Raw genomic sequence first — 21,491 nt, 5'->3', positions numbered from 1 at the left:
CGCTACGAGAGGAACTGACCCCAGCCATGCCGATCTGGTTCGCATACACGTTGATCGTGTTGCTGGTCATCACGAGCATTCTGCTCACCCTGCTGATCCTGCTGCACCGTGGCAAGGGTGGCGGTCTGTCGAGCATGTTCGGCGGTGGCGTCAGCTCCAGCCTCGCCGGCTCTTCGGTCGCGGAGAAAAACCTGGACCGCTACACCGTTCTGGTGAGCGTCGTCTGGTTCGCCGCCATCGTCGGCCTCGGGCTCTGGCTGCGCCTCCAAATGAACAGCGGCACCTGAGCAGGCTCAGCAAGTCGTACAATCTGCGCGCGGTTCGTCACTCGACGGGCCGCGCGCAGGCTTTTCTCCGCTGCACCGCGTCGCCCGCCGCTCCACCCCCGAAGACGGCGGGTCCCCTCCGACGACAGGAGCGAGCAGCCGTGCCGAATGGCAACGTTATCCGGGGAGCCCGGGTCGGGTCCGCACCGATGCGCCCGGACGAGCGGCACCAACCCGCCCCCCGACAGGACGTCACCTACTGGTGCCGTAACGACCACCGGGTCGACATCAGGATCGCCGCGGACGTCGAACCGCCACCCCTGTGGGACTGCCCCCGCTGTGGCCTACCCGCAGGTCGGGACGCCCAGAACCCCCCGGGTCGGGTCCGCGCCGAACCGTACAAGAGCCACCTGGCGTACGTGAAGGAGCGGCGCACCGCCGAGGAGGGGGAGGCCCTGCTCGCCGAGGCGCTCGCCGCACTACGCCGTCGACGCGGCGAGTAGCGGGCGCCTCCCCGCGCTCAGCGCAGACTGCGCAGGCGGACGGGCACGTCGGCTGCGGCCGCCCGGTCCAGCAGCCAGCGGGTGCGGTTCACGCCGCGCACGCCGGCCGCCGGCAACTGCACCGGCCCGGCGCCGGCCAACGCCATACCCACAGCGCGAGCCTTGTCGGCGCCGGCGGCCACCAGCCAGACCTCTTCGGCGGTGTTGATCGCCGGCAGGGTGAGGGTGGTCCGCGTCGGCGGCGGCTTGGGGCTGCCCCGCACCGCGCTGACCGGCCGGGTCTCGTAGCCCACCGGGTGCTCGGGGAAGACCGAGGCCACGTGGCCGTCCTCGCCGACACCCAGCATCAGCACGTCGAAGTGCGGCACCGTGGCGTGCCCGGGCCGGGCGGCGCGGGCCAGCTGCTCCGCGTACGCCGCAGCGGCCGCCTCGGGGTCGTTGCCGGCCGGGCCGTCCGAGGCCGGCATCGCGTGCACCCGGGCCGGATCCAGCGGCACCACGTCCAGCAGGGCGGCGCGGGCCTGCGTCTCGTTGCGGTCCGGATCACCGGCGGGCAGGAACCGCTCGTCGCCCCACCACACGTCGACCCGGGACCAGTCAACAGCGTCGCGGGCCGGCAGCGTCGCCACCGCCCGGTACACGGCCGCGGCGACCCGACCTCCGGTGAGCACCACCGAGGCTTCGCCCCGGTCGGCCTGGGCGTCGAGCAGCTTCACCAGCAACCGGGCCGCCACAGCCTGCGCCAGCAGGTCGGCGTCGGCGTGCACGGCGACACTCGCCTCACTCATGGTTGCGCCTTCGTTTCCCGACCGCGAGGCGGTCGCTGTCGTCCCCGGGCCGGTGTGCCCGAGGTGGTAGGGGCAGGAACCCCTGACATTGCGGGGCAGGGCCGGTGCGTACCGGCCCTGCCCGACGTTGTGCCCCGGCTGGGCTCAGCCCTCGCCGCTCGTGCCGGCGTGCGCGGTGACCCCGGCCTCGGCGCGCTGCGCGGTGGCCGGATCCTTCCAGACGTGGACCCGCTGCGGGGGGCGCTGCTCCAGCCCTCGCAGCCCGACCGTCGCGCCCAGCGCCTCCGCGTACACCTGGTCGGCGTCCAGCCGGCGCAGCTCCTCGGCCAGCTCGTCGCCGAGCGGGCGGCGCACCAGCGGCAGGGCCCTGTCGTCCTGGCCCGTCCGCCGGAACACGGCCATGCTGTCCTCGCGGGTCAACGTCAGCTGGTCGCCGTTGGCGCAGCTGAGCTGCACCTCCCGCATCCGAGGGAACTCGTTGCTGTCCACCCGGCGTGGGGTGATGCCGAGCCGGCTGGACAGCCAACCGGCCATCAACGCCGCCGTCGGGTCGGTGGGAGGCGCGACGATTGTCGCCTCGGTGACCCGGGCGTTGGTGGTGTCGAACGCCCCGGCGACCAGGGTGCGCCACGGGGTGATCCGGGTCCACGCCAGGTCGGTGTCGCCGGGGGCGTAGTCCCGGGCACGCTGCCGCAGCGCCTCCACCGGGTCGGCGGCCTGCGCGGAGTCGGTGATCCTGCGGTCGGCCACCACCCCGAGGAAGTCGGTGGCGATCTCCGCCGGTGGCTCGCCGTGCCACCAGGTCACCACCGGCACGTCGGGAACGAGCAGCGGCATCACCACCGACTCGGCGTGCAGGGACAACCGGCCGTACATCCGGGTGACCACGGCCTCGCAGGGGCCGAGCCGGCCACCGACCACGATCTCCGCGTCCAGTCGGTTGCGGTCCCGCTCGATCTCCGAGCGGACCACCACCACGAGGCGACACGGGTGCGCGGCGGCCGCGATCGTCGCCGCAGCCTCCGCCTCCCGGACCCGCTTCTCGTCCACGACCACGATGAGGGTGAGCGCCATGCCGCTGGCCACCCCGCCAGCGCTGCGCCGCTCGGCGGCGAGCGCCTTGACCACCTCGTTGCCGGTGGTGTCCCACAGCCCGATCATGCTCTCCTCCAGGCGCGGCCCTCGCGGGCCAGCATCTCGTCGGAGGCCCTGGGGCCCCACTCACCGGCCCGGTACGGCTCCGGTGTGGTGCCCTCCCAGGCGTGCTCCAGGGGGTCGATCACCTGCCAGCTCTGCTCGACCTCGGCCGCGTCCGGGAACAGGGTGCGGTCGCCGATCAGCACGTCCAGCACCAGACGCTCGTACGCCTCGGGGCTGGACTCGGTGAACGCCTCGCCGTACTGGAAGTCCATCGCGATGTCGCGGACCTCCATCGTCGTGCCCGGCACCTTCGAGCCGAACTTGAGCACCACGCCCTCGTCCGGCTGCACCCTGATCACCAACTGGTTGTTGCCCAGCGACTCCATGTCGGCGTCGTTGAACGGCAGGTGCGGCGCCTTCTTGAACATGATGGCGACCTCGGTGACCCGTCGGGGCAGCCGCTTGCCGGCCCGGATGTAGAACGGCACCTCCGCCCAGCGGCGGTTCTGGATGCCCAACCGCACCGCCACGTACGTCTCGGTGGCGGAGTCGGCGGGGACGTCCCGCTCATCCAGGTACCCGACAGCGCGCTCGCCGCCGACCCAGCCCGGCAGGTACTGACCGCGCACGGTGTCCCGGGCGACGTCCTTGGGCAGGGTGATGGCCTTGAGCACCTTCAGCTTCTCGGCCCGGATCTCGTCGGCGTCGAAGCTTGTCGGCTCCTCCATCGCCACCAGGGCGAGGAGTTGGAGAAGGTGGTTCTGGAGCACGTCGCGGGCGGTGCCGACGGTGTCGTAGAAGCCGGCGCGGGTGCCGATGCCGACGTCCTCCGCCATGGTGATCTGCACCGAGTCGACGTACTTGGAGTTCCACAGCGGCTCGAACAGGTTGTTGGCGAACCGCAGGGCGAGGATGTTCTGAACGGTCTCCTTGCCCAGGTAGTGGTCGATCCGGAAGACGTCCTGCCTGGTGAACACGTCGTCGACGAGGTCGTTGAGCGCCTTCGCCGAGGGCAGGTCGTTGCCGAACGGCTTCTCCACCACGACCCGGCGCCAACCGCCGGACTTGTCGTTGTCGGCCATTCCGGTTCGAGCCAGCTGCTTGAGCACGACGGGGAACGCCGCCGGCGGGATGGAGAAGTAGAACGCCGCGTTGCCGGTGATGCCGTGGGTCTGACGCAGATCGTCAAGCGTCGAGGCGAGGGTGTCGAAGGCGGCGTCGTCGTCGAACGACCCACCGACGAACTTGATGTTGCCGGCCAGCCGCGCCCACACCTCGTCCCGCCACGGGGTACGGGCGTGCTTGCGGGCAGCCTCGCAGGCCAACGTCTCGAAGTCGCCGTCACCCCAGTCGCGGCGCGCGAAACCGAGCACCACGAAGCCCGGCGGCAACAGCCCCCGGTTGGCCAGGTCGTAGACCGCGGGGAGCAGCTTCTTGCGGGCCAGGTCGCCGGTCACCCCGAAGATCACCAGAGCGCAGGGCTCCGGGATCCGGGGCAACCGGCGGTCCTGCGGGTCGCGCAGCGGGTTCACCGAACCGCCTCCTCGCTCCGCTTCAGTCACGTCGTCCATCCTCACGCCCGCAGATCACCGGCCGCGTCCAGTAGTTGGGCGACACCGGTGGCACGGTCGGTCAGGTGCAGTCGCAGCACCGGCCGCTCCCGACCCGCGAGAGCCTGCCGGTCACCGGCGGCCTGCGCCGCCTGCAACTCACCGAAGGTGTACGGCTTGCCCGGCACCGCCAGGTCCTCGGCGACCGCGCCGGTCACCTGGAGGTAGCTGCCCACCTGCGGGCCGCCCTTGTGGTACTGGCCCGTCGAGTGCAGGAATCGCGGACCCCAGCCGAAGGTGACCGGCCGCCCGCCCGCCTGCGCCAGCAGCGACCGCAGCCGGGCCGCGTCGGCGTCGGCGAACCGGTCCAGGTACGCCATCACCGCGAGGTAACCGTCGTCGCCCAGCCCGTCGAGCAGCCAGCGCAGCACACCCGCCAGGTCTCCGGGGGCGCCCTGCGGGGCGTACACCTCGATCGCGCCCTCGGTGAACGACGGCGTCTCCGCCGGCAGGCCCGAGGCCAGGATCTTGTTGGTGTTCTCCTTGGACTCGGTGACGTTCGGCTGGTTGAACGGGTCGATGCCGAGCACGACACCGGCAACCGCTGTGGCGTACTCCCAGGCCAGGAACTGCGCGCCCAGCGGACCGTTGACGGCCACGTCCGGGTTGGCCCCGCCGCCCGGCATGTCACCGGGGGCCAGCGCGCCGCCGTAGCTGACGGTCAGCACGTCCGCACCGGTCGCGCCGGGGCTCTGCGGAGACTCCACCACCACCGGGAGGATGCCCACCCCGGCCTTGCCTGTCGACTCGGCGATCAACTGCTCGGCCCAGTCGCCGAGCCCGTCGATGCCGGTGCCGTCGGAGACCAGGGCGACCTTGTCCCGTGCCAGCGTGGCCGCGGCGCCCAGCGCGGCGCCCAGCGCCAGCGCCGGGTTGTTCTGGTCCGCGCCGAGCGACGTGGCCAGCGCGTCGGCCTGGTCGAGCAGCTCAGCGACCTCGACCCCGGCCAACGCCGACGGCACCAGACCGAAGGCGGTGAGCGCCGAGTACCGGCCGCCGACGTTCGGGTCGGCGAGCACAGTGAACGCGCCCATCTCGGCCGCGGTGGCCTCCAGCGGCGAACCCGGGTCGGTGACGATGACGAAGTGCCGGCCGGCCTCCGCCTCGGTCATCCCGGCGTCCAGGAACGCCTGCCAGTACGCGCGCCGGTGGCTGTCGGTCTCCACAGTCGACCCGGACTTGCTGGCCACCACCACGACCGTGCGTTCCAGCCGGTCACCGAGCGCCGCCCGGACCTGGCCCGGGTCGGTGGTGTCCAGCACCGTCAACGGGCGGCCCAGCGTCCGGGTGATCACCTCGGGCGCGAGCGACGAGCCGCCCATGCCGGCGAGCACCACGTGATCCAGGTCGGCCAGCTCCGCGGTCAGCTCGGCCAACTGCACGAGCAGCTCGCGGCTGCGCCGGTGGGTGTCCACCCAGCCCAGCCGGATCTTCGCCTCGGCCTCGGCGTCCGGACCCCACAGGCTCGCGTCCTTGCCCGCCAGCTTGCCCGGGACGCCGGCCTTGACCAGTGCGTCCCGGGTCGAGGCGGGCGCGGCCTTGTCGACCGCGTCCGCGCCGTAAACGGAAAGCCCGGCGGCTGCCTCCACCGGCCCACCAAGCAGGTCGCTCATGCCGTCACTCCGCTTCGCTGCGTGCCGTCATGAGGCACCTTCGCGCTGGGCTCGATGATGCGCTCGCTCATGCCCCACCGGCCTTCTCTGCGGACTTGGCGTTGCCCTTGGCTGCCTTGTTCGGCGCGCCCTTGCCCTTGGCGGCCGCCTCCAGGGACTTGCGGACCCCGTCGAGCAACTCCTGCCAGCTCGCCTCGAACTTCTCCACACCCTCGCGCTCCAGGGTGGCGATCACGTCGGCCATGTCCACCCCGACCGACTCCAGGTCGGCGAAGACCTTCCGGGCCGCGTCGTAGGCGCCGGTGACGGTGTCGCCGCGGGTCTCGCCATGATCGGCGTACGCGTGGATGACCGACTCCGGCATGGTGTTGACGGTGCCGGGGGCGATCAGTTCCTCGACGTAGATGACGTCCCGGTAGTCCGGGTTCTTCGTCGAGGTGGACGCCCACAGCGGCCGCTGCGGGTGCGCGCCGGCGGCGGCGAGCGCCTTCCAGCGGTCGGAGGAGAACACCTCGCTGTAGCGCTCGTACGCCAGCTGGGCGTTGGCGACGGCGGCCTTGCCCCTGAGGGCCTTCGCCTGGTCGGAGCCGATCTTCTCCAGCCTCTTGTCGACCTCGGAGTCGACCCGGGAGACGAAGAACGACGCCACCGAGCCGATCTTGGACAGGTCGTGGCCGTTGGCCTTGGCCCGCTCCAGACCGGCCAGGAACGCCTCCATGACCGCCGAGTAGCGGTCCAGACCGAAGATCAGCGTCACGTTGACGCTGATCCCCTCGGCAAGGGTGTCGGTGATCGCCGACAGGCCCTCCTCGGTGGCCGGGATCTTGATGTAGAGGTTGGGCCGGTCGACCAGCCACCACAGCGCCTTGGCCTCGGCGACCGTCTTGTCCGCGTCGTGCGCGCTGCGCGGGTCCACCTCGATCGAGACCCGGCCGTCGACACCGTCGCTGCCGTCGTACGAGGGGCGCATCACGTCGCAGGCCCACCGCACGTCGTACGTGGTGAGCATGCGCACCGACTCCTCGACCTCGACGCCACGGGTGGCGAGGTCGTGCAGCTGCCAGTTGTACTCGTCGGCGTCGCTCAGCGCCTTCGCGAAGATCGTCGGGTTGGTGGTGACGCCGGCCACGTGCTTCTCGCGGCGGAGCTGGTCCAGCCCGCCGGAGCTCAAACGCACCCGGGAAAGATCGTCGAGCCAGACCGCCACACCCGCGGCGGTGAGCTCATTCAGCTTGTCCGTCATGCCGTCCACGCTCCCTCAGTTGCCGGTCGTGAAACCGGTGATGTCGCCCACCCGGGCCAGCGAGGCGTGTGCTGCCGCCACGATCCGGTCGGGGGTGAACCCGAACTGCTCGAAGAGCACGGTGTGCGGGGCGCTCGCTCCGTAGTGCTCCAGGCTCACGCTCTCGCCCAGGTCACCGACGATGCCGCGCCAGGACATCGCGATGCCCGCCTCCACGCTCACCCTTGCCTTTACCCCGCGCGGGAGCACCGACTCCCGGTACGCCTCGTCCTGCTCGTAGAACCACTCCTGGCAGGGCATCGAGACGACCCGGGTCGGGGTGCCGTCGGCCTCCAGCCGCTCCCGGGCGGTCAGGCAGAGCTGCACCTCGGAACCGGTGCCGACGATGATCACCTGAGGCTTGCCGTTGGACGCCTCGGCCAGCACGTAACCGCCCTTGGCCACGCCCTCCGCGCCGCCCAGGACGTCGCGGTCCATCGTCGGCAGCGGCTGACGGCTCAGCGCCAGCGCGGTGGGCCGGTCGGTGTGCTCCAGCGCCTGCCGCCAGGCCCAGGCGGTCTCGTTGGCGTCCGCCGGACGGACCACGTCCAGGCCCGGGATGGCGCGCAGCGCGGTCAGGTGCTCCACCGGCTGGTGGGTCGGGCCGTCCTCGCCGAGGCCGATCGAGTCGTGCGTCCAGACGTAGGTCACCGGCAGCTTCATCAGCGCGGCCAGCCGCACCGACGGACGCATGTAGTCGCTGAAGACCAGGAACGTGCCACCGTACGGGCGGGTGCCGCCGTGCAGGGCGATGCCGTTGAGGATCGCGCCCATGGCGTGCTCACGGATGCCGAAGTGCAGCGTGCGGCCGTACTCGTGACCGGGGAAGTCCTTGGTGGCGTGCGCGGCCGGGATGAACGACGGCTCGCCCTTCATCGTGGTGTTGTTGCTCTCGGCCAGGTCGGCCGAGCCGCCCCACAGCTCCGGGAGCACCGGCGCGAGCGCCTCCAGCACCTTGCCGGAGGCGGCCCGGGTGGCCACCCCCTTGGCGTCCGCGGGGAAGACCGGCAACGCGTCGGTCCAGCCGTCCGGCAGTACGCGACCAGCCAACCGCTCGTAGAGCGCGGTGCGCTCCGGGTTGGCCTTCTTCCAGGCGTCGAACGCGGTGGTCCACTCCTGCTGGGCGTCGGAGCCGCGGCCCATCACCGTGCGGGCGTGGCTGAGCACCTCCTCGTCGACCTGGAAGGTCTGCTCCGGGTCGAAGTCGAGGATCCGCTTGGTGGCCTTCACCTCGTCGGCGCCGAGCGCCGAACCGTGGATCTTGCCGGTGTTCTGCTTGTTGGGCGCGGGCCAGCCGATGATGGTGCGCAGCGCGATGAAGGAGGGGCGGGCGGTCTCCGCCCGGGCGGCCATCAGCGCCGCGTACAGCGCCTCGGCGTCCTCGTGGTAGTCACCCTGGTCGGCGTCGCCGCTGCGCCAGTCGACGGTCTGCACGTGCCAGCCGTACGCCTCGTAGCGGGCGGCCACGTCCTCGCTCTTGGCGATCCGGGTGTCGTCCTCGATGGAGATCTCGTTGTCGTCGTAGATCACCGTGAGGTTGCCCAGCTGCTGGTGCCCGGCGAGGGCGCTGGCCTCGTGGCTGATGCCCTCCTCGATGTCACCGTCGGAGACGATGCACCAGATGTCGTGGTCGAAGACGGACGCGCCCAGCTCGGCCTCGGGGTCGAACAGGCCGCGCTCGCGGCGGGCCGCCATGGCCATGCCGACCGCGTTGCCCAGACCCTGCCCGAGCGGGCCGGTGGTGGTCTCCACGCCCGGCGTGTGCCCGTGCTCGGGGTGCCCCGGCGTCTGCGAGCCCCACTGCCGCAGCGACTTGAGGTCGTCCAGGCTCAGCGGGTAACCGGAGAGGAACAGCTGGATGTAGAGCGTCAGGCTGGAGTGCCCGGCGGAGAGCACGAAGCGGTCGCGGCCCGGCCAGTTCGGGTCGGCCGGGTTGTGCCGCATGACGCGGTTGAAGAGGAGGTACGCCGCGGGCGCGAGGCTCATCGCGGTGCCCGGGTGACCGTTGCCGGATTTCTCTACGGCATCCATGGCCAGCACGCGGACGGTGTCTACGGCCCGGCGATCGAGGTCGGACCAGTTGAGTGCGGGGTGCTCGGGTCGTTTAACAGCCACGATGGTTGTGCTCCTCGGCAGATGGGCGGAACCCTCACCGATGACCTTATCGAGCGTCCCTAAACGTGCGCCCGGGGATCTGCGCATGGTGTGCGCTACGTGACCATCCGGATGCTCGGTTCAACCCGGTGGTGTGACGGCCCGCACCGTTGTCGGGTCGGCCGGGCAGCCAAAACGACGACGCGTAGTGTGTGGGGCGGTATGCGGACCCGAGCGGTCCCGACCAATCCGATCTCCCCGTGCCCGATGCCGGAAGGTGGCAATCCGTGAGCATGATCACCGAGCGCCCCGCGAGCAACCCGGCCGGGCCCCACCCGGCGCGGGCGGCCGAGGGCCCGGTGGCCCGGCGGGACGTGCGCGCTGTCCTCTCGGCGTACGTGGCGCTCACCAAGCCGCGGATCGTCGAGTTGCTGCTGGTCACCACCATCCCGGCGATGATGCTCGCCGAGGGCGGGCTGCCGTCGCTGTGGCTGATGGCCATCGTGCTGATTGGCGGCTCACTCGCCGCTGGCGCGGCCAGCGTCCTCAACTGCTACATCGACCGCGACATCGACCAGCTGATGCGGCGTACCAAGCGTCGGCCGCTGCCGGCGCACACTGTGTCACCGCGAAGCGCGCTGATCTTCGGTCTGGTGCTGGCGGCGGTGTCGGTGGCCCTGATGGCCGCGTTCACCAACCTGCTGGCCGCCGGGCTGACCCTCGCCGCGATCGCCTACTACGACCTCGTCTACACCCTGTGGCTCAAGCGTTCCACCCCGACGAACACCTTCTGGGGTGGCGCGTGCGGGGCGGCGCCGGTGCTGATCGGGTGGGCGGCCGTGACCGGCTCGCTGGCGCCGGCCGCCTGGGGGCTCTTCGCGGTGGTCTTCTTCTGGCAGATGCCGCACTTCTACCCGCTCGCCATGAAGTACAAGGACGACTACGCCCGAGCCGGCATCCCGATGCTGCCGGTGGTGGCCTCGATCCGCCGGGTGAACGCCGAGATCCTGATCTTCGCGTGGCTCACGGTGCTCACCTCCCTGGCCGTCTGGCCGCTGGGGCTCAGCGCGATCTACGGTGTCCCGACCCTGGTGGTGGGTGCCATCTTCGTGGTCGAGGCACACCGGCTCTGCCGGCGTGCGACGCGCGGCGAGGCGGTCAAGCCGATGCGGCTGTTCCACTGGTCGACGACGTACCTGACGATCGTCTTCGTGGCTGTCGCGCTCGACGCGCTGATCTGACCCGTCCCGTACGGCCCGGCTTCTGCCCTTCACGTCCACGGCAATGGCCTTCGCCTGTCGGCTTCGCCGCCTGTCGGCGTCCTTGCACACTGCTGCTCGGCTCGGCTCCTCGTCCCTCGCGCCGTCCGACAGTTGTCGCGCCGTTGCGTGGTCGACGGCGAATGCCGCCGATGATCTACTGACTAATCATGGACGTGGATGAGTTGTCCAGGTTTAACGTCACATCAGAGTAACTTTCAGCATGAGTCGGATCGGCTCAACCTGGGGCCGTTCGGACCCGATTTCTCGACGTGCTTTGAGCGCAGAAGTCAGGAAATAATCGGACAGCAAACCTGTGCTCATCCTTAAACCTCTAGGTAATTGGCATCACAAAAGGTTCATGGTTCTCGCGCGACGGGGTGGAACTCTGCTTAGGCTTCGCGTCATGGCAGATGGTTCCGATACGACGCTGACGGCCGAGCAGACCGCCGACGAGCAGGCGCCCCAAGGCCTGGTCGCGGGCCTCAAGGCGTTCGCGGCCGGACACGGCGGCGCGAAGGCGGTCATCGAGTACGTCGGCAAGCGTGGCGCGCGGATCGTCCTGGTGGGTTCCGACGGCGAGTGGGGCGACCAGTTCGCCGACGACACCGTCACCGCCCGGGAGGCGTGCGCCAAGGCGGGAGTCACCGTCGAGAACGCCTGGGAGCGTGAACTGATGGACCAGATGCGTCCGAGCAACGACCTCTGGCGGTCGATGGCCCGGCGCACGATGGCCCGCTGAAGAGACAGCTGAATTGACCACATATCAACAGTCGACCCGGGGGGAACCCCGGGTCGCTCTCGTTACCTGCTCGGACCTGGCCGACCTCGACCCGGATGACCGGCTGGTCCTGGCCCCGCTCGCGGCCCGTGGCATCGCCGTCCAGACCGCCGTCTGGGACGACCCCGACGTCGACTGGTCGTCCTACGACCTGGTCGTGCTCCGCTCACCCTGGGACTACGCGCTACGCCGCGACGAGTTCGTGTCCTGGGCGGCCACCGTGCCGACGCTGGTAAACCCGGCAGACGTGGTCCGCTGGAACACCGACAAGCGCTACCTCGCCGAGCTGAGCACCGCCGGGGTGCCAACCGTGCCGACGTCGTGGATCGAGCCGGGTGAGAGCTGGCAGCTGCCCGCCGAGACCGGCGAGTACGTGCTCAAACCCGCGGTCAGCGCCGGCAGCCAGGACACCGGCCGGTACGACCTGGCCGACCCGCAACACCGGGACCTGGCCGCCGCACACGTTCGCCGACTCTCCGAGGCCGGCCGGGTCACCATGGTCCAGCCGTACCTGCGGGCCGTCGACACCGAGGGCGAGACGGCCCTGCTCTTCCTGACCGGCCCCGACGGGCTCGCGTTCAGCCACGCGATCCGCAAGGGGCCGATGCTGTCCGGGCCGGACCTCGGGCCGGACGGGCTGTACAAGGCCGAAGAGATCACCGCCCGCACCGCTCGCCCCGAGCAGTTGGCGGTGGCCGAGCAGACCCTCGCGACGGTGCCCGGCGGCACCCGACAGCTGCTCTACGCCCGGGTCGACCTGATCCCCGGCCCGGACGGCGAGCCGGTCCTGGTCGAGCTGGAGCTGACCGAGCCGTCGCTCTTCATCGGGTACGCGGACGGCGCCCCCGACCGCCTCGCCACCGCGATCAGCACCCACCTGGCCCGTACCGGCTGACCCGCACACCCGTGCGCGCCGTCGGTGCCCGCGCCCTCGTGCCACAGCGCCACCACCAAGATCGCGCAACATCCTGGTGGTAGTGGCTTCCCGGCGCTTCGTGGCCACCACATCCTGGTTCGAGTGCGATCTTGGCGGGTGTGGGCGTCCAATCCCGGGTCTCGGCCGCTCGGGGCGGGGTTCGGAGATCTGCGCGCGCGGCGCGCGGTCAGCCGGTGACCGGTGACCAGGGTGGCGGCGTCGCGGTCGGGCGATGACCGGGGTGGCGGCGTCGCGGCCGGGGCGGTCAGGCGCTGACTGGTACCGGGGCGGCGGCGTCGGTCGGGGTGGCCTGGCTGGCCGGCGGGACCGGACGGCGTTCCCGGGTGGACCACTGCACCGACAGGGCGGCCAGCAGTACCAGGCAGGAGCCGAGCATGTGCGCTCCGACGAGGAGCGCCGGCACGTGGGTGAAGTACTGCACGAAGCCGATCAGGCCCTGACTCAACTCCACGGCGACCAGGATGACCGCGGCGCGGGTGGCTCGTTGCGCACCGACGGCGCGGAACGCGAAGATCAGCGCCACCGACAGCCCGATCAGCAGGAAGACGCCGTCCGCGTGCACCTGCGAGATCGTCTCCGGGTCGAGCCCGTTGCGGGCGGCTCCGTGGTCGCCGGCGTGCGGGCCGCTGCCGGTGACCCAGGTGCCGATGACCAGCACGGCGACGGTGACGCCGGTGGTGATCCGGGCCAGCGCGCGCAGCGGTGCGGGCACCACGGCCGCGGTCGGGCCGTCGGGGTCGCCGATGCGTCGCCAGAGGGCGTACGCGGCGGCGATCACCGCCATCGAGGCGAGGAAGTGCAGCCCGACCACCCACGGGTTGAGGTTGGTCAGCACTGTGATGCCGCCGATCACCGCCTGGGCGGGGATGCCCAGGAAGACCGCCACGGCCAGTGCGAGGAGCCCGGGTCGGCGCGGCCGGTGGGCCAGCACGGCCAGCACTGTGGCCAGCGCGATCAGACCCACCGCGAAGGTCAGCATGCGGTTGCCGAACTCGATCACCCCGTACACGCCCATCTCGGGCGTGGTGACGTAGGAATCGTCGGTGCACCGGGGCCAGGTGGGGCAGCCGAGGCCCGAGGCGGTCAACCGGACGGCCCCGCCGGTGACGACGATGCCCACGTTCGCGATGATCGAGGCGAGCGCGACGCGGCGCAGCAGGATGCCGGAGACCGGACGGACGATTCGGTTCACGGCGCAAATCCTACGCACCGTAGTGCTCAAGGTTCGTCCGACTCCGTCGGCTCGGTGGTTGGGATCACCGGGGCCCGGGTTTGCGACCCTCCGGGTAATTACGTAACGTTGGCGTTGTGAAAAACGCGGCGGCGCTCTCCGGGCACCAACCGACGGCCGTGCCGGCCCTCGGTGCGTCCGGCTCCGCGCCTGCCGTGACCACGTCGGCCGGCCTCGCCGGGCCGGCGGCGGCCGAGGTCTCCACCCGGGATCGGGTCACCCAGTTGCTGCTTGAGCAGGGTGCCACCACCGCCGCGCAGCTTGGCGCGGCGCTCGGGCTCAGCCCGGCGGCAATCCGCCGGCACCTCGACGCGATGCTTGCGGATGGCGACGTGTACGCCCGCGAGCAGCCAGTGCAGGGCAGTCGCGGTCGGGGACGCCCGGCCAAGGTGTTCCTGCTGACCGAGGCCGCCCGGGTCCGTTGTGGCACACACCACTACGACAACATGGCCACCGCCGCGCTGCGCTGGATCGCCCGTAGCGGTGGTTCGGACGCGGTCGAGGCCTTCGCCACCGAGCAGGTGTCCGCTCTCGAGTCCCGTTGTCGGACCGCCATGGAGGACGCCGGCGACGACCCTCTCGCCCGAGCCGAGGCACTCGCCGCCGCGCTCACCGGCGAGGGTTACGCTGCCAATGCGACCACGATCGCTTCCGGCGGCCAGCTCTGTCAGCACCACTGCCCGGTGGCGCACGTTGCCGCCGAGTTTCCTCAGCTGTGCGAGGCCGAGACCGCGGTCATCTCCCGTCTGGTCGGCACCCACGTGCAGCGTCTGGCCACCATCGCGCACGGCGACGGGGTGTGCACCACGCACATCCCGACCCAGCCGGGCCGCGCTCAATCCGGTAATCCCGTAACCACTGTGAGGACAGATAGATGACCGAGCAGATCGTCCAGCCCCTGACCCAGGAAGAGCAGCTCGCCGCCCTGGGCCGGTACGAGTACGGCTGGTCCGACCCGGACGCCGCCGGGGCGGTCGCCCAGCGCGGCATCAACGAGGCGGTGGTGCGGGACATCTCGGCCAAGAAGAACGAGCCGGCGTGGATGCTCGACCTGCGGCTGAAGGGCCTGCGGCTGTTCGGCCGTAAGCCGATGCCGGCCTGGGGCGCGGACCTCACCGGGATCGACTTCGACAACATCAAGTACTTCGTGCGGTCGACCGAGAAGCAGGCCACCAGCTGGGAGGACCTGCCCGAGGACATCAAGAACACCTACGACCGGCTGGGCATCCCGGAGGCGGAGAAGCAGCGGCTGGTCGCCGGTGTCGCGGCGCAGTACGAGTCGGAGGTCGTCTACCACAAGATCCGCGAGGACCTTGAGGAGCAGGGCGTCCTCTTCCTGGACACCGACACGGCGCTGCGCGAGCACGAGGACGTCTTCAAGGAGTACTTCGGCACGGTGATCCCGGTCGGCGACAACAAGTTCGCCGCCCTGAACACCTCGGTGTGGTCCGGTGGCTCGTTCATCTACGTGCCGAAGGGCGTGCACGTGGAGATCCCGCTGCAGGCCTACTTCCGGATCAACACCGAGAACATGGGCCAGTTCGAGCGGACGCTGATCATCGTCGACGAGGGTGCGTACGTGCACTACGTCGAGGGCTGCACCGCGCCGCTCTACTCCTCCGACTCGCTGCACAGCGCGGTCGTGGAGATCATCGTCAAGAAGAACGCGCGCTGCCGCTACACGACCATCCAGAACTGGTCGAACAACGTCTACAACCTGGTCACCAAGCGCGCCGTCTGCCACGAGGGCGCGACCATGGAGTGGGTCGACGGCAACATCGGCTCCAAGGTGACCATGAAGTACCCGGCTGTCTACATGACCGGCGAGCACGCCAAGGGCGAGGTGCTCTCGGTGGCGATGGCCGGCGAGGGCCAGCACCAGGACGCGGGCGCCAAGATGGTGCACGCCGCGCCGCACACCTCCTCGACCATCGTGTCGAAGTCGATCGCCCGTGGCGGCGGCCGCACCTCGTACCGGGGTCTGGTGCAGGTGCTGGAGGGTTCGCACCACAGCCGGAGCACCGTCAAGTGCGACGCGCTGCTGGTCGACACGATCTCCCGCTCGGACACCTACCCGTACGTCGACATCCGTGAGGACGACGTGTCGATGGGTCACGAGGCGACCGTCTCCAAGATCAGCGACGACCAGCTCTTCTACCTGATGAGCCGGGGCCTGAGCGAGGACGAGGCGATGGCCATGATCGTGCGCGGCTTCATCGAGCCGATCGCCAAGGAACTCCCGATGGAGTACGCCCTGGAGCTCAACCGCTTGATCGAGCTTCAGATGGAGGGCGCGGTCGGCTGACGCCGCCGCTCCCCGTGACGGGCCGGAACCTCGGCCCGTCACTCCCGGCCCCAACTCGTCGTCACGGAACAGACAGACCAAGGAAGAAATGACTACCCAGGCTTCCGCGCCGCCGCCCAGCACCAAGTCGCAGGCGCTGCGCTCGTACGACGTCGCCGACTTCCCGACCCTCACCGGCCTGGAGGAGGAGTGGCGCTTCACCCCGCTCAAGCGCCTCCGCGGCCTGACCACGGAGGCGCCGGCCGCGACCGGCGCGGTCCGACACGAGTACGGTGACCTGCCCGAGGGCGTCGCCATCACCCGGATCGGCCGTGACGACGAGCGGGTCGGCAGCGTGCTGACGCCGGTCGACCGGGTCAGCGCGCTGGCCTACGGTGCCTCCGCGGACGCCCTGCTGCTGCGGGTGGCCCCCGACGTGGTGCTCGGCGAGGCGGTGCGGCTGCGGGTGGTCGGCGAGGGCGTCGAGCAGCCGGCGTTCGGTCACACAGTCGTCGAGGTGGGCCGGTTCGCCGAGGCGACAGTGGTGCTGGAGCACGTCGGGTCGGCCACTCTGGCCGACAACGTCGAGGTGGCGGTGGCCGATGGCGCGAAGCTGACGCTGGTCACTGTCGCCGACTGGGCCGACGACGCGGTCCAGGCCCAGCACCTGAAGATCAAGCTGGGCCGCGACGCCAAGGTCATCCACATCCAGGTCTCCCTGGGTGGCGACCTGGTCCGGCAGTTCACCAGCGTGGAATACACCGGGCGCGGTGGCGAGGCCGAGCTGTACGGCGTCTACTTCGCCGACTCCGGCCAGCACCTGGAGCACCGGCAGCTGGTCGACCACAGTGTCCCGGACTGCCGCAGCTACGTCGGCTACCGGGGCGCTCTGCAGGGCGAGAGCGCGCACACCGTCTGGGTGGGCGACGTGCTCATCCGGGCCGAGGCGACCGGCACCGACACGTACGAGATCAACCGGAACCTGCTGCTCACCGACGGCGCACGGGCGGACTCCGTACCCAATCTGGAGATCGAGACCGGCGAGATCGCCGGCGCCGGCCACGCCAGCGCGACCGGCCGCTTCGACGACGAGCAGTTGTTCTACCTGATGGCCCGGGGCATTCCGGAGAGTGAGGCCCGTCGGCTGGTGGTCCGTGGCTTCTTCGCCGAGCTGATCAACAAGATTCCGGTGGAGTCGCTGCGTGAGAGCCTCGGCGACGCGATCGAGGCTCGGCTGACCAAGGCGGGCGCTTGATGATCCGAATCTGCTCCACCGAGGACGTGCCGAAGGGCACCGCGATCAGCGCGGACGTCGACGGCACGCCGATCGCCCTGGTGCACGGCGAGGACGGCGGCTTCTACGCCGCGTACGACGAGTGCTCGCACGCCTCGGTCGCGCTCTCCGAGGGTGAGGTCGACGGCTGCACGCTCGAGTGTTGGCTGCACGGCTCGCGCTTCGACCTGCGCACCGGAGAGCCGACCGGCCTGCCCGCCACCGAACCCGTCCCCGTCTACCCCGTCGAAGTCCGCGACGGCGACATCTACCTCAGCCTGACGCCGAGTAATGGAGTGACCCGATAATGAGCACCCTGGAGATCCGCGACCTGAAGGTGTCGGTCAAGCTGCCCGAGGGTGAGCTCAAGCCGATCCTGGCCGGTGTCGACCTGACCGTGAAGTCGGGCGAGACCCACGCGATCATGGGCCCGAACGGTTCCGGCAAGTCCACGCTGGCGTACTCGATCGCCGGTCACCCCAAGTACGAGATCACCGGCGGCACGGTGACCCTCGACGGCGAGGACGTGCTGGCCATGACGGTCGACGAGCGCGCCCGCGCCGGCCTCTTCCTGGCCATGCAGTACCCGGTCGAGGTGCCCGGCGTCTCGGTGGCGAACTTCCTGCGGACCGCGAAGACCGCCATCGACGGCGAGGCGCCGAAGCTCCGTACCTGGGGCGGCGAGCTGCGCGGTGCGATGGAGCGTCTCCAGATGGACCCGGCGTTCGCCCAGCGCAACGTCAACGAGGGCTTCTCCGGTGGTGAGAAGAAGCGGCACGAGATCGTCCAGCTGGAGCTGCTCAAGCCGAAGATCGCGATTCTCGACGAGACCGACTCCGGTCTCGACGTGGACGCGCTGCGCGTGGTCAGCGAGGGCGTCAACCGGGTTCGCGACAACGGTGACACCGGCGTGCTGCTGATCACCCACTACACGCGGATCCTGCGCTACATCAAGCCGGACTTCGTGCACGTCTTCGTGGCCGGCCGGATCGTCGAGCAGGGCGGCCCGGAGCTGGCCGACAAGCTCGAGGCCGAGGGCTACGAGCGGTACGCCGCCGGGGCCGGCACGGCCAAGGCCTGAGCGGGAGAGGCGCTGCCGAGATGACCAGCATCGCGATCCCCTCGGGGATGCCGCAGTACGACAACGTGCCGCGTTTCGACGTGGCCCGGGTGCGCGCCGACTTCCCGATCCTGGGTCGGGAAATCAACGGGCACCCGCTGGTCTACCTCGACAGCGCCAACACCTCGCACAAACCCCGGCAGGTGCTCGACGTGCTCGACGAGCACTACGCGCGGCACAACGCCAACGTGTCGCGCTCGGTGCACACCCTGGGCACCGAGGCCACCGAGGCGTACGAGGGGGCGCGGGCGAAGATCGCCGCGTTCATCAACGCGCCGAGCACCGACGAGGTGGTGTTCACGAAGAACTCCACCGAGGCGATCAACATCGTGGCGTACGCCTTCTCGAACGCCACGCTCCGTCCGGACGCCGACAGCCGGTTCCGGCTCGGCCCTGGCGACGAGGTGGTGATCTCCGAGATGGAGCACCACTCGAACATCGTCCCGTGGCAGTTGCTCTGCGAGCGGACCGGCGCGACCCTGCGCTGGTTCCCCGTCACCGACCAGGGGCGGCTGGACGAGTCGGGCCTGGAGGACCTGGTCACCGAACGGACGAAGATCGTCTCGCTGGTGCACACGTCCAACATCCTCGGCACGATCAACGCCACCTCGCGGATCACCGCCCGGGTCCGTGAGGTGGGCGCGCTGCTGCTGCTGGACTGCTCGCAGTCGGTGCCGCACCTGCCCATCGACGTGGTCGACCTGGACGCGGACTACATCGTGTTCACCGGTCACAAGATGTGCGGCCCGACCGGCATCGGCGTGCTCTGGGGTCGCGGTGAGCTGCTGGCGGCGATGCCGCCGGTGATGGGTGGCGGCTCGATGATCGAGACGGTCACCATGGCCCGCTCGACGTTCGCCGCGCCGCCGGCCCGCTTCGAGGCGGGCACCCCGCCGATCGCCGAGGCGGTCGCGCTCGGCGCGGCCGTGGACTACCTGACCGGCGTCGGGATGCGGGCCATCCAGTGGCACGAGAAGGAGCTGACGGCGTACGCGCTGGACGCCCTCGCCTCGGTGCCGGACCTGCGGATCTTCGGCCCGACAGTGCCGGTGGGCCGGGGCGGCACCATCTCGTTCGCGCTCGGTGACGTGCACCCGCACGACGTGGGTCAGGTGCTCGACTCGCTCGGCGTGCAGGTGCGGGTGGGTCACCACTGTGCCAAGCCGGTGTGCAGCCGGTTCGGCGTCCCGGCCATGACCCGGGCCTCGTTCTACCTCTACACCACCACTGAGGAGATCGACGCTCTGGTGGCCGGTCTGGAGCAGGTGAAGAAGGTGTTCGACTGATGCAGCTCGACCAGCTCTACCAGGAGATCATCCTGGATCACTACAAGCGCCCGCACGGGCGTGGCCTGCGCGACGCCGACGACCCGGGTGACCAGGTCGCGGAGGCGCACCATGTCAACCCCACCTGCGGTGACGAGGTCACCGTCCGGGTGGCCACCGACGGCACGGTGCTGCACGACATCTCGTACGACGGGATGGGCTGCTCGATCAGCCAGGCATCGGCGAGTGTGCTGCACGAGTTGCTGCGTGGTCGGGGCACCGGGGAAGCATTCGAGGTGCACGAGGCGTTCGTGGAGTTGATGTCCGGACGTGGCCAGGTCACGCCGGACGAGGACGTGCTCGGTGACGGGGTTGCTTTCGCGGGTGTGGCCCGTTACCCCGCCCGGGTGAAGTGCGCGCTGCTGCCGTGGATGGCGTTCAAGGACGCCGCGGCACGCGCCGGTGTGGGCGTGAGCCCGGAGGTGAAGGCGTGAGCGAGCGTCAGCGAGCGAGTCAGTGGTGCGACGCGATGGTGCCTCGTGGCGTCACGGAGCGAAACGGAGAGACGGCATGAGCAGCGAGAACACGGCTACTGCGGCGACGCCGGAGGCCGGTGACGCGGTCGCGGCGCAGACCGGTGCGGTGACCGGCGATGTTGCCGCCCCGGCGGCTGGCGGCGATGTTGCCGCTTCGGCGGGTGCCGGCGACGCTGCCGCTTCGGCGGACGGTGCCGGCGTCAGCAAGGCGATGATCGCCGACATCGAGGAGGCGATGAAGGATGTCGTCGACCCGGAGCTCGGCATCAACGTGGTCGACCTGGGCCTGGTGTACGGCGTCCACGTCGATGACGAGAACGTCGCCACCCTGGACATGACGCTCACGTCGGCGGCCTGCCCGCTGACCGACGTCATCGAGGACCAGACCCGGCAGGCGCTGACCACCGGCCCCGGCGGCGGCCTGGTCAACGACATCCGGATCAACTGGGTGTGGCTCCCGCCGTGGGGCCCGGACAAGATCACTGACGAGGGTCGGGACCAGCTCCGCTCCCTCGGCTTCAACGTCTGACCCGAACCACTTCGTCGAGCGCGGTACCCGTCCGGGTGCCGCGCTCGATTTTGTTGTACGTCGACGGCAATCACTAGTGGAACGGATCGTTCCGGTCTGCTAGTCTGATTGCAGAACGGAGCGGAACATTCCGTTCAGCGAGTGAGCGCACAGGCTCGCTCGACGGGGTCGGCGGAGAGGGTCGGAACAATGAGTGAGATGGCAGCTGGTCAGTGGCGGATCGTGCTCGACGAGGCGCACAAGGCGCTCCGGACGACCGTCGAGGGAATCCCGTCCGACGCCTGGGACCTGCCCACCCCGTGCGAACAGTGGACGGTCACCCAGGTGCTCCAGCACGCGACCGGCGACCAGACCGCCTTCGCGGCGGCGATCGTCGGCGGGGCCGGGCCGCAGGAGGACCCGTTCGCGCCCTCCGGTCGGATCGAGGGCGACAAACTCGGCGGGCTGCGCGCCGCCCTCGACGCGTCCGCCCAGGCCTGGAACCGTGTCGCCGACGACGACCCGGAGGTGCCCACGCCGCTGCCCCAGGGCAAGCTGCCGGCCGAGGTCGCTGCCGTGGCTTGCGCCCTGGATGCGGCAGTGCATGCCTGGGACATCGCGGCGGCCACCGGACAGCCGTCCCCGCTCCACGACGAACTGGCCCGCCCCCTGCTGGAGGTCGCCCGGCAGATCGTCGAGCCGTTGCGAAACTACGGCGCGTACGCCCCGGCCCTCGCTGCTGGTGCGGAGGCCGACGACGTCAGCGCCCTGCTCGCCTACCTCGGCCGCGACCCCCAGTGGCCCGGAGTGCGGCTCTGACCGAACGGCCGGCCCTCAGCAAGCCCCAAGATCGCGTTAACAGGCTCAAGATCGCGCTCGATCATTGATGTAGTGGCCTCGGCGTGTTGCCGAGGCCACTACATCCTGGTTCAAGCACGATCTTGGCGCGGGGCGCGGGGCGCGGGGCGCGGGGCGCGGGGCGCGGGGCGCGGGGCGCGGGG

Annotated in this window: 21 protein-coding genes; 14 read left to right on the top strand and 7 right to left on the bottom strand. The window is 70.4% G+C overall.

The features are described 5' to 3' along the window. Window positions 1–26 precede the first annotated feature (26 nt). Both secG and AB0B94_RS31880 read left to right on the top strand, forming a co-directional pair. On the top strand, window positions 27–287 hold the full coding sequence (secG, locus tag AB0B94_RS31885) for a preprotein translocase subunit SecG (protein ID WP_238668369.1): 261 nt from the start codon (window positions 27–29) through the stop codon (window positions 285–287). 140 nt (window positions 288–427) lie between these two features. Beyond that, a complete protein-coding gene (locus AB0B94_RS31880; protein WP_124853953.1) occupies window positions 428–769 on the top strand; it encodes an RNA polymerase-binding protein RbpA in 342 nt (113 codons plus the stop codon). Window positions 770–786: 17 nt separating this feature from the next. Here the strand turns inward: AB0B94_RS31880 and pgl are convergent, their stop codons facing one another. The 6 genes from pgl to tkt form a co-directional block, all read right to left on the bottom strand. After that, the gene (pgl, locus tag AB0B94_RS31875) at window positions 787–1,557 is read right to left on the bottom strand and encodes a 6-phosphogluconolactonase (RefSeq protein ID WP_357289253.1); all 771 of its coding nucleotides are present in this window, start codon (window positions 1,555–1,557) and stop codon (window positions 787–789) included. Window positions 1,558–1,701: 144 nt separating this feature from the next. Further along, the gene (locus AB0B94_RS31870) at window positions 1,702–2,718 is read right to left on the bottom strand and encodes a glucose-6-phosphate dehydrogenase assembly protein OpcA (RefSeq protein ID WP_357289249.1); all 1,017 of its coding nucleotides are present in this window, start codon (window positions 2,716–2,718) and stop codon (window positions 1,702–1,704) included. Next, window positions 2,715–4,268, bottom strand: coding sequence for a glucose-6-phosphate dehydrogenase (gene zwf, locus AB0B94_RS31865; protein ID WP_357289246.1), 1,554 nt, complete (start codon window positions 4,266–4,268; stop codon window positions 2,715–2,717). The genes AB0B94_RS31870 and zwf overlap by 4 nt, the downstream gene beginning before the upstream one ends. Before the next feature lie 2 nt (window positions 4,269–4,270). Further along, the gene (locus tag AB0B94_RS31860) at window positions 4,271–5,920 is read right to left on the bottom strand and encodes a glucose-6-phosphate isomerase (protein ID WP_357289243.1); all 1,650 of its coding nucleotides are present in this window, start codon (window positions 5,918–5,920) and stop codon (window positions 4,271–4,273) included. 67 nt (window positions 5,921–5,987) lie between these two features. Further along, window positions 5,988–7,163, bottom strand: coding sequence for a transaldolase (tal, locus tag AB0B94_RS31855; protein ID WP_357289240.1), 1,176 nt, complete (start codon window positions 7,161–7,163; stop codon window positions 5,988–5,990). 15 nt (window positions 7,164–7,178) lie between these two features. Then, a complete protein-coding gene (gene tkt / locus AB0B94_RS31850) occupies window positions 7,179–9,317 on the bottom strand; it encodes a transketolase (protein WP_357289236.1) in 2,139 nt (712 codons plus the stop codon). A gap of 266 nt (window positions 9,318–9,583) precedes the next feature. On the opposite strand from tkt, the gene AB0B94_RS31845 reads away from it, so the two are divergent. The 3 genes from AB0B94_RS31845 (at window position 9,584) to AB0B94_RS31835 (ending at window position 12,231) form a co-directional block, all read left to right on the top strand. Beyond that, window positions 9,584–10,537 (top strand): heme o synthase, encoded by a 954-nt coding sequence (locus AB0B94_RS31845; RefSeq protein WP_112677042.1) that lies wholly within the window; start codon window positions 9,584–9,586, stop codon window positions 10,535–10,537. 424 nt (window positions 10,538–10,961) lie between these two features. Continuing rightward, window positions 10,962–11,297 (top strand): hypothetical protein, encoded by a 336-nt coding sequence (locus tag AB0B94_RS31840; RefSeq protein WP_210784996.1) that lies wholly within the window; start codon window positions 10,962–10,964, stop codon window positions 11,295–11,297. Window positions 11,298–11,310: 13 nt separating this feature from the next. Beyond that, window positions 11,311–12,231 (top strand): hypothetical protein, encoded by a 921-nt coding sequence (locus AB0B94_RS31835; RefSeq protein WP_357289231.1) that lies wholly within the window; start codon window positions 11,311–11,313, stop codon window positions 12,229–12,231. A 286-nt stretch (window positions 12,232–12,517) separates the two neighbouring features. Here AB0B94_RS31835 and AB0B94_RS31830 read toward each other — a convergent pair whose 3' ends face one another. Then, complete coding sequence (locus tag AB0B94_RS31830; protein ID WP_357289228.1) at window positions 12,518–13,483, bottom strand: COX15/CtaA family protein; 966 nt, start codon at window positions 13,481–13,483, stop codon at window positions 12,518–12,520. Between the two features lie 176 nt (window positions 13,484–13,659). Between AB0B94_RS31830 and AB0B94_RS31825 the strand changes: the two genes are divergently transcribed. The 9 genes from AB0B94_RS31825 to AB0B94_RS31785 all read left to right on the top strand — a co-directional run bounded on the left by AB0B94_RS31825 (window position 13,660) and on the right by AB0B94_RS31785 (window position 21,309). Continuing rightward, on the top strand, window positions 13,660–14,382 hold the full coding sequence (locus AB0B94_RS31825) for an HTH domain-containing protein (RefSeq protein ID WP_145794884.1): 723 nt from the start codon (window positions 13,660–13,662) through the stop codon (window positions 14,380–14,382). Then, complete coding sequence (gene sufB, locus AB0B94_RS31820) at window positions 14,379–15,809, top strand: Fe-S cluster assembly protein SufB (protein ID WP_074312771.1); 1,431 nt, start codon at window positions 14,379–14,381, stop codon at window positions 15,807–15,809. The genes AB0B94_RS31825 and sufB overlap by 4 nt, the downstream gene beginning before the upstream one ends. Window positions 15,810–15,897: 88 nt before the next feature. Next, window positions 15,898–17,043, top strand: a complete 1,146-nt coding sequence (sufD, locus tag AB0B94_RS31815; protein WP_357289225.1) for a Fe-S cluster assembly protein SufD — start codon at window positions 15,898–15,900, stop codon at window positions 17,041–17,043. Further along, the gene (locus AB0B94_RS31810; RefSeq protein WP_091403693.1) at window positions 17,043–17,369 is read left to right on the top strand and encodes a non-heme iron oxygenase ferredoxin subunit; all 327 of its coding nucleotides are present in this window, start codon (window positions 17,043–17,045) and stop codon (window positions 17,367–17,369) included. The genes sufD and AB0B94_RS31810 overlap by 1 nt, the downstream gene beginning before the upstream one ends. Next, window positions 17,369–18,142 carry a Fe-S cluster assembly ATPase SufC gene (gene sufC, locus AB0B94_RS31805; RefSeq protein WP_112677399.1) on the top strand — a complete coding sequence of 258 codons (774 nt, stop codon included), beginning with the start codon at window positions 17,369–17,371 and terminating at the stop codon, window positions 18,140–18,142. Before AB0B94_RS31810 ends, sufC begins: the two co-directional genes overlap by 1 nt. 20 nt (window positions 18,143–18,162) lie before the next feature. Further along, a complete protein-coding gene (locus AB0B94_RS31800) occupies window positions 18,163–19,467 on the top strand; it encodes a cysteine desulfurase (protein ID WP_357289220.1) in 1,305 nt (434 codons plus the stop codon). Beyond that, window positions 19,467–19,940, top strand: a complete 474-nt coding sequence (sufU, locus tag AB0B94_RS31795) for a Fe-S cluster assembly sulfur transfer protein SufU (RefSeq protein WP_328652952.1) — start codon at window positions 19,467–19,469, stop codon at window positions 19,938–19,940. Before AB0B94_RS31800 ends, sufU begins: the two co-directional genes overlap by 1 nt. Window positions 19,941–20,016: 76 nt before the next feature. After that, window positions 20,017–20,511 carry a metal-sulfur cluster assembly factor gene (locus AB0B94_RS31790; protein WP_357289215.1) on the top strand — a complete coding sequence of 165 codons (495 nt, stop codon included), beginning with the start codon at window positions 20,017–20,019 and terminating at the stop codon, window positions 20,509–20,511. Between the two features lie 189 nt (window positions 20,512–20,700). After that, window positions 20,701–21,309, top strand: a complete 609-nt coding sequence (locus AB0B94_RS31785; protein ID WP_357289212.1) for a TIGR03086 family metal-binding protein — start codon at window positions 20,701–20,703, stop codon at window positions 21,307–21,309. The last annotated feature ends 182 nt before the right edge of the window (window positions 21,310–21,491 follow it).

Origin of the sequence: Micromonospora sp. NPDC048986, assembly GCF_040649335.1 — a bacterium.
In the GTDB taxonomy this organism is placed as follows: Bacteria; Actinomycetota; Actinomycetes; order Mycobacteriales; family Micromonosporaceae; genus Micromonospora; species Micromonospora alfalfae.
Note: the sequence above shows the minus strand (reverse complement) of the source record. Positions and strands in the feature narration are given on the sequence as shown.

Excerpts from the sequence above, each read along its gene's own strand:
- secG (WP_238668369.1), top strand. The coding sequence starts at position 27 with ATGCCGATCTGGTTCGCATACACGTTGATCGTGTTGCTGGTCATCACG.
- pgl (WP_357289253.1), bottom strand. The coding sequence starts at position 1,557 with ATGAGTGAGGCGAGTGTCGCCGTGCACGCCGACGCCGACCTGCTGGCG.
- AB0B94_RS31870 (WP_357289249.1), bottom strand. The coding sequence starts at position 2,718 with ATGATCGGGCTGTGGGACACCACCGGCAACGAGGTGGTCAAGGCGCTC.
- zwf (WP_357289246.1), bottom strand. The coding sequence starts at position 4,268 with ATGGACGACGTGACTGAAGCGGAGCGAGGAGGCGGTTCGGTGAACCCG.
- AB0B94_RS31860 (WP_357289243.1), bottom strand. The coding sequence starts at position 5,920 with ATGAGCGACCTGCTTGGTGGGCCGGTGGAGGCAGCCGCCGGGCTTTCC.
- tal (WP_357289240.1), bottom strand. The coding sequence starts at position 7,163 with ATGACGGACAAGCTGAATGAGCTCACCGCCGCGGGTGTGGCGGTCTGG.
- AB0B94_RS31840 (WP_210784996.1), top strand. The coding sequence starts at position 10,962 with ATGGCAGATGGTTCCGATACGACGCTGACGGCCGAGCAGACCGCCGAC.
- sufB (WP_074312771.1), top strand. The coding sequence starts at position 14,379 with ATGACCGAGCAGATCGTCCAGCCCCTGACCCAGGAAGAGCAGCTCGCC.
- sufD (WP_357289225.1), top strand. The coding sequence starts at position 15,898 with ATGACTACCCAGGCTTCCGCGCCGCCGCCCAGCACCAAGTCGCAGGCG.
- AB0B94_RS31810 (WP_091403693.1), top strand. The coding sequence starts at position 17,043 with ATGATCCGAATCTGCTCCACCGAGGACGTGCCGAAGGGCACCGCGATC.
- sufC (WP_112677399.1), top strand. The coding sequence starts at position 17,369 with ATGAGCACCCTGGAGATCCGCGACCTGAAGGTGTCGGTCAAGCTGCCC.
- AB0B94_RS31800 (WP_357289220.1), top strand. The coding sequence starts at position 18,163 with ATGACCAGCATCGCGATCCCCTCGGGGATGCCGCAGTACGACAACGTG.
- sufU (WP_328652952.1), top strand. The coding sequence starts at position 19,467 with ATGCAGCTCGACCAGCTCTACCAGGAGATCATCCTGGATCACTACAAG.
- AB0B94_RS31790 (WP_357289215.1), top strand. The coding sequence starts at position 20,017 with ATGAGCAGCGAGAACACGGCTACTGCGGCGACGCCGGAGGCCGGTGAC.
- AB0B94_RS31785 (WP_357289212.1), top strand. The coding sequence starts at position 20,701 with ATGAGTGAGATGGCAGCTGGTCAGTGGCGGATCGTGCTCGACGAGGCG.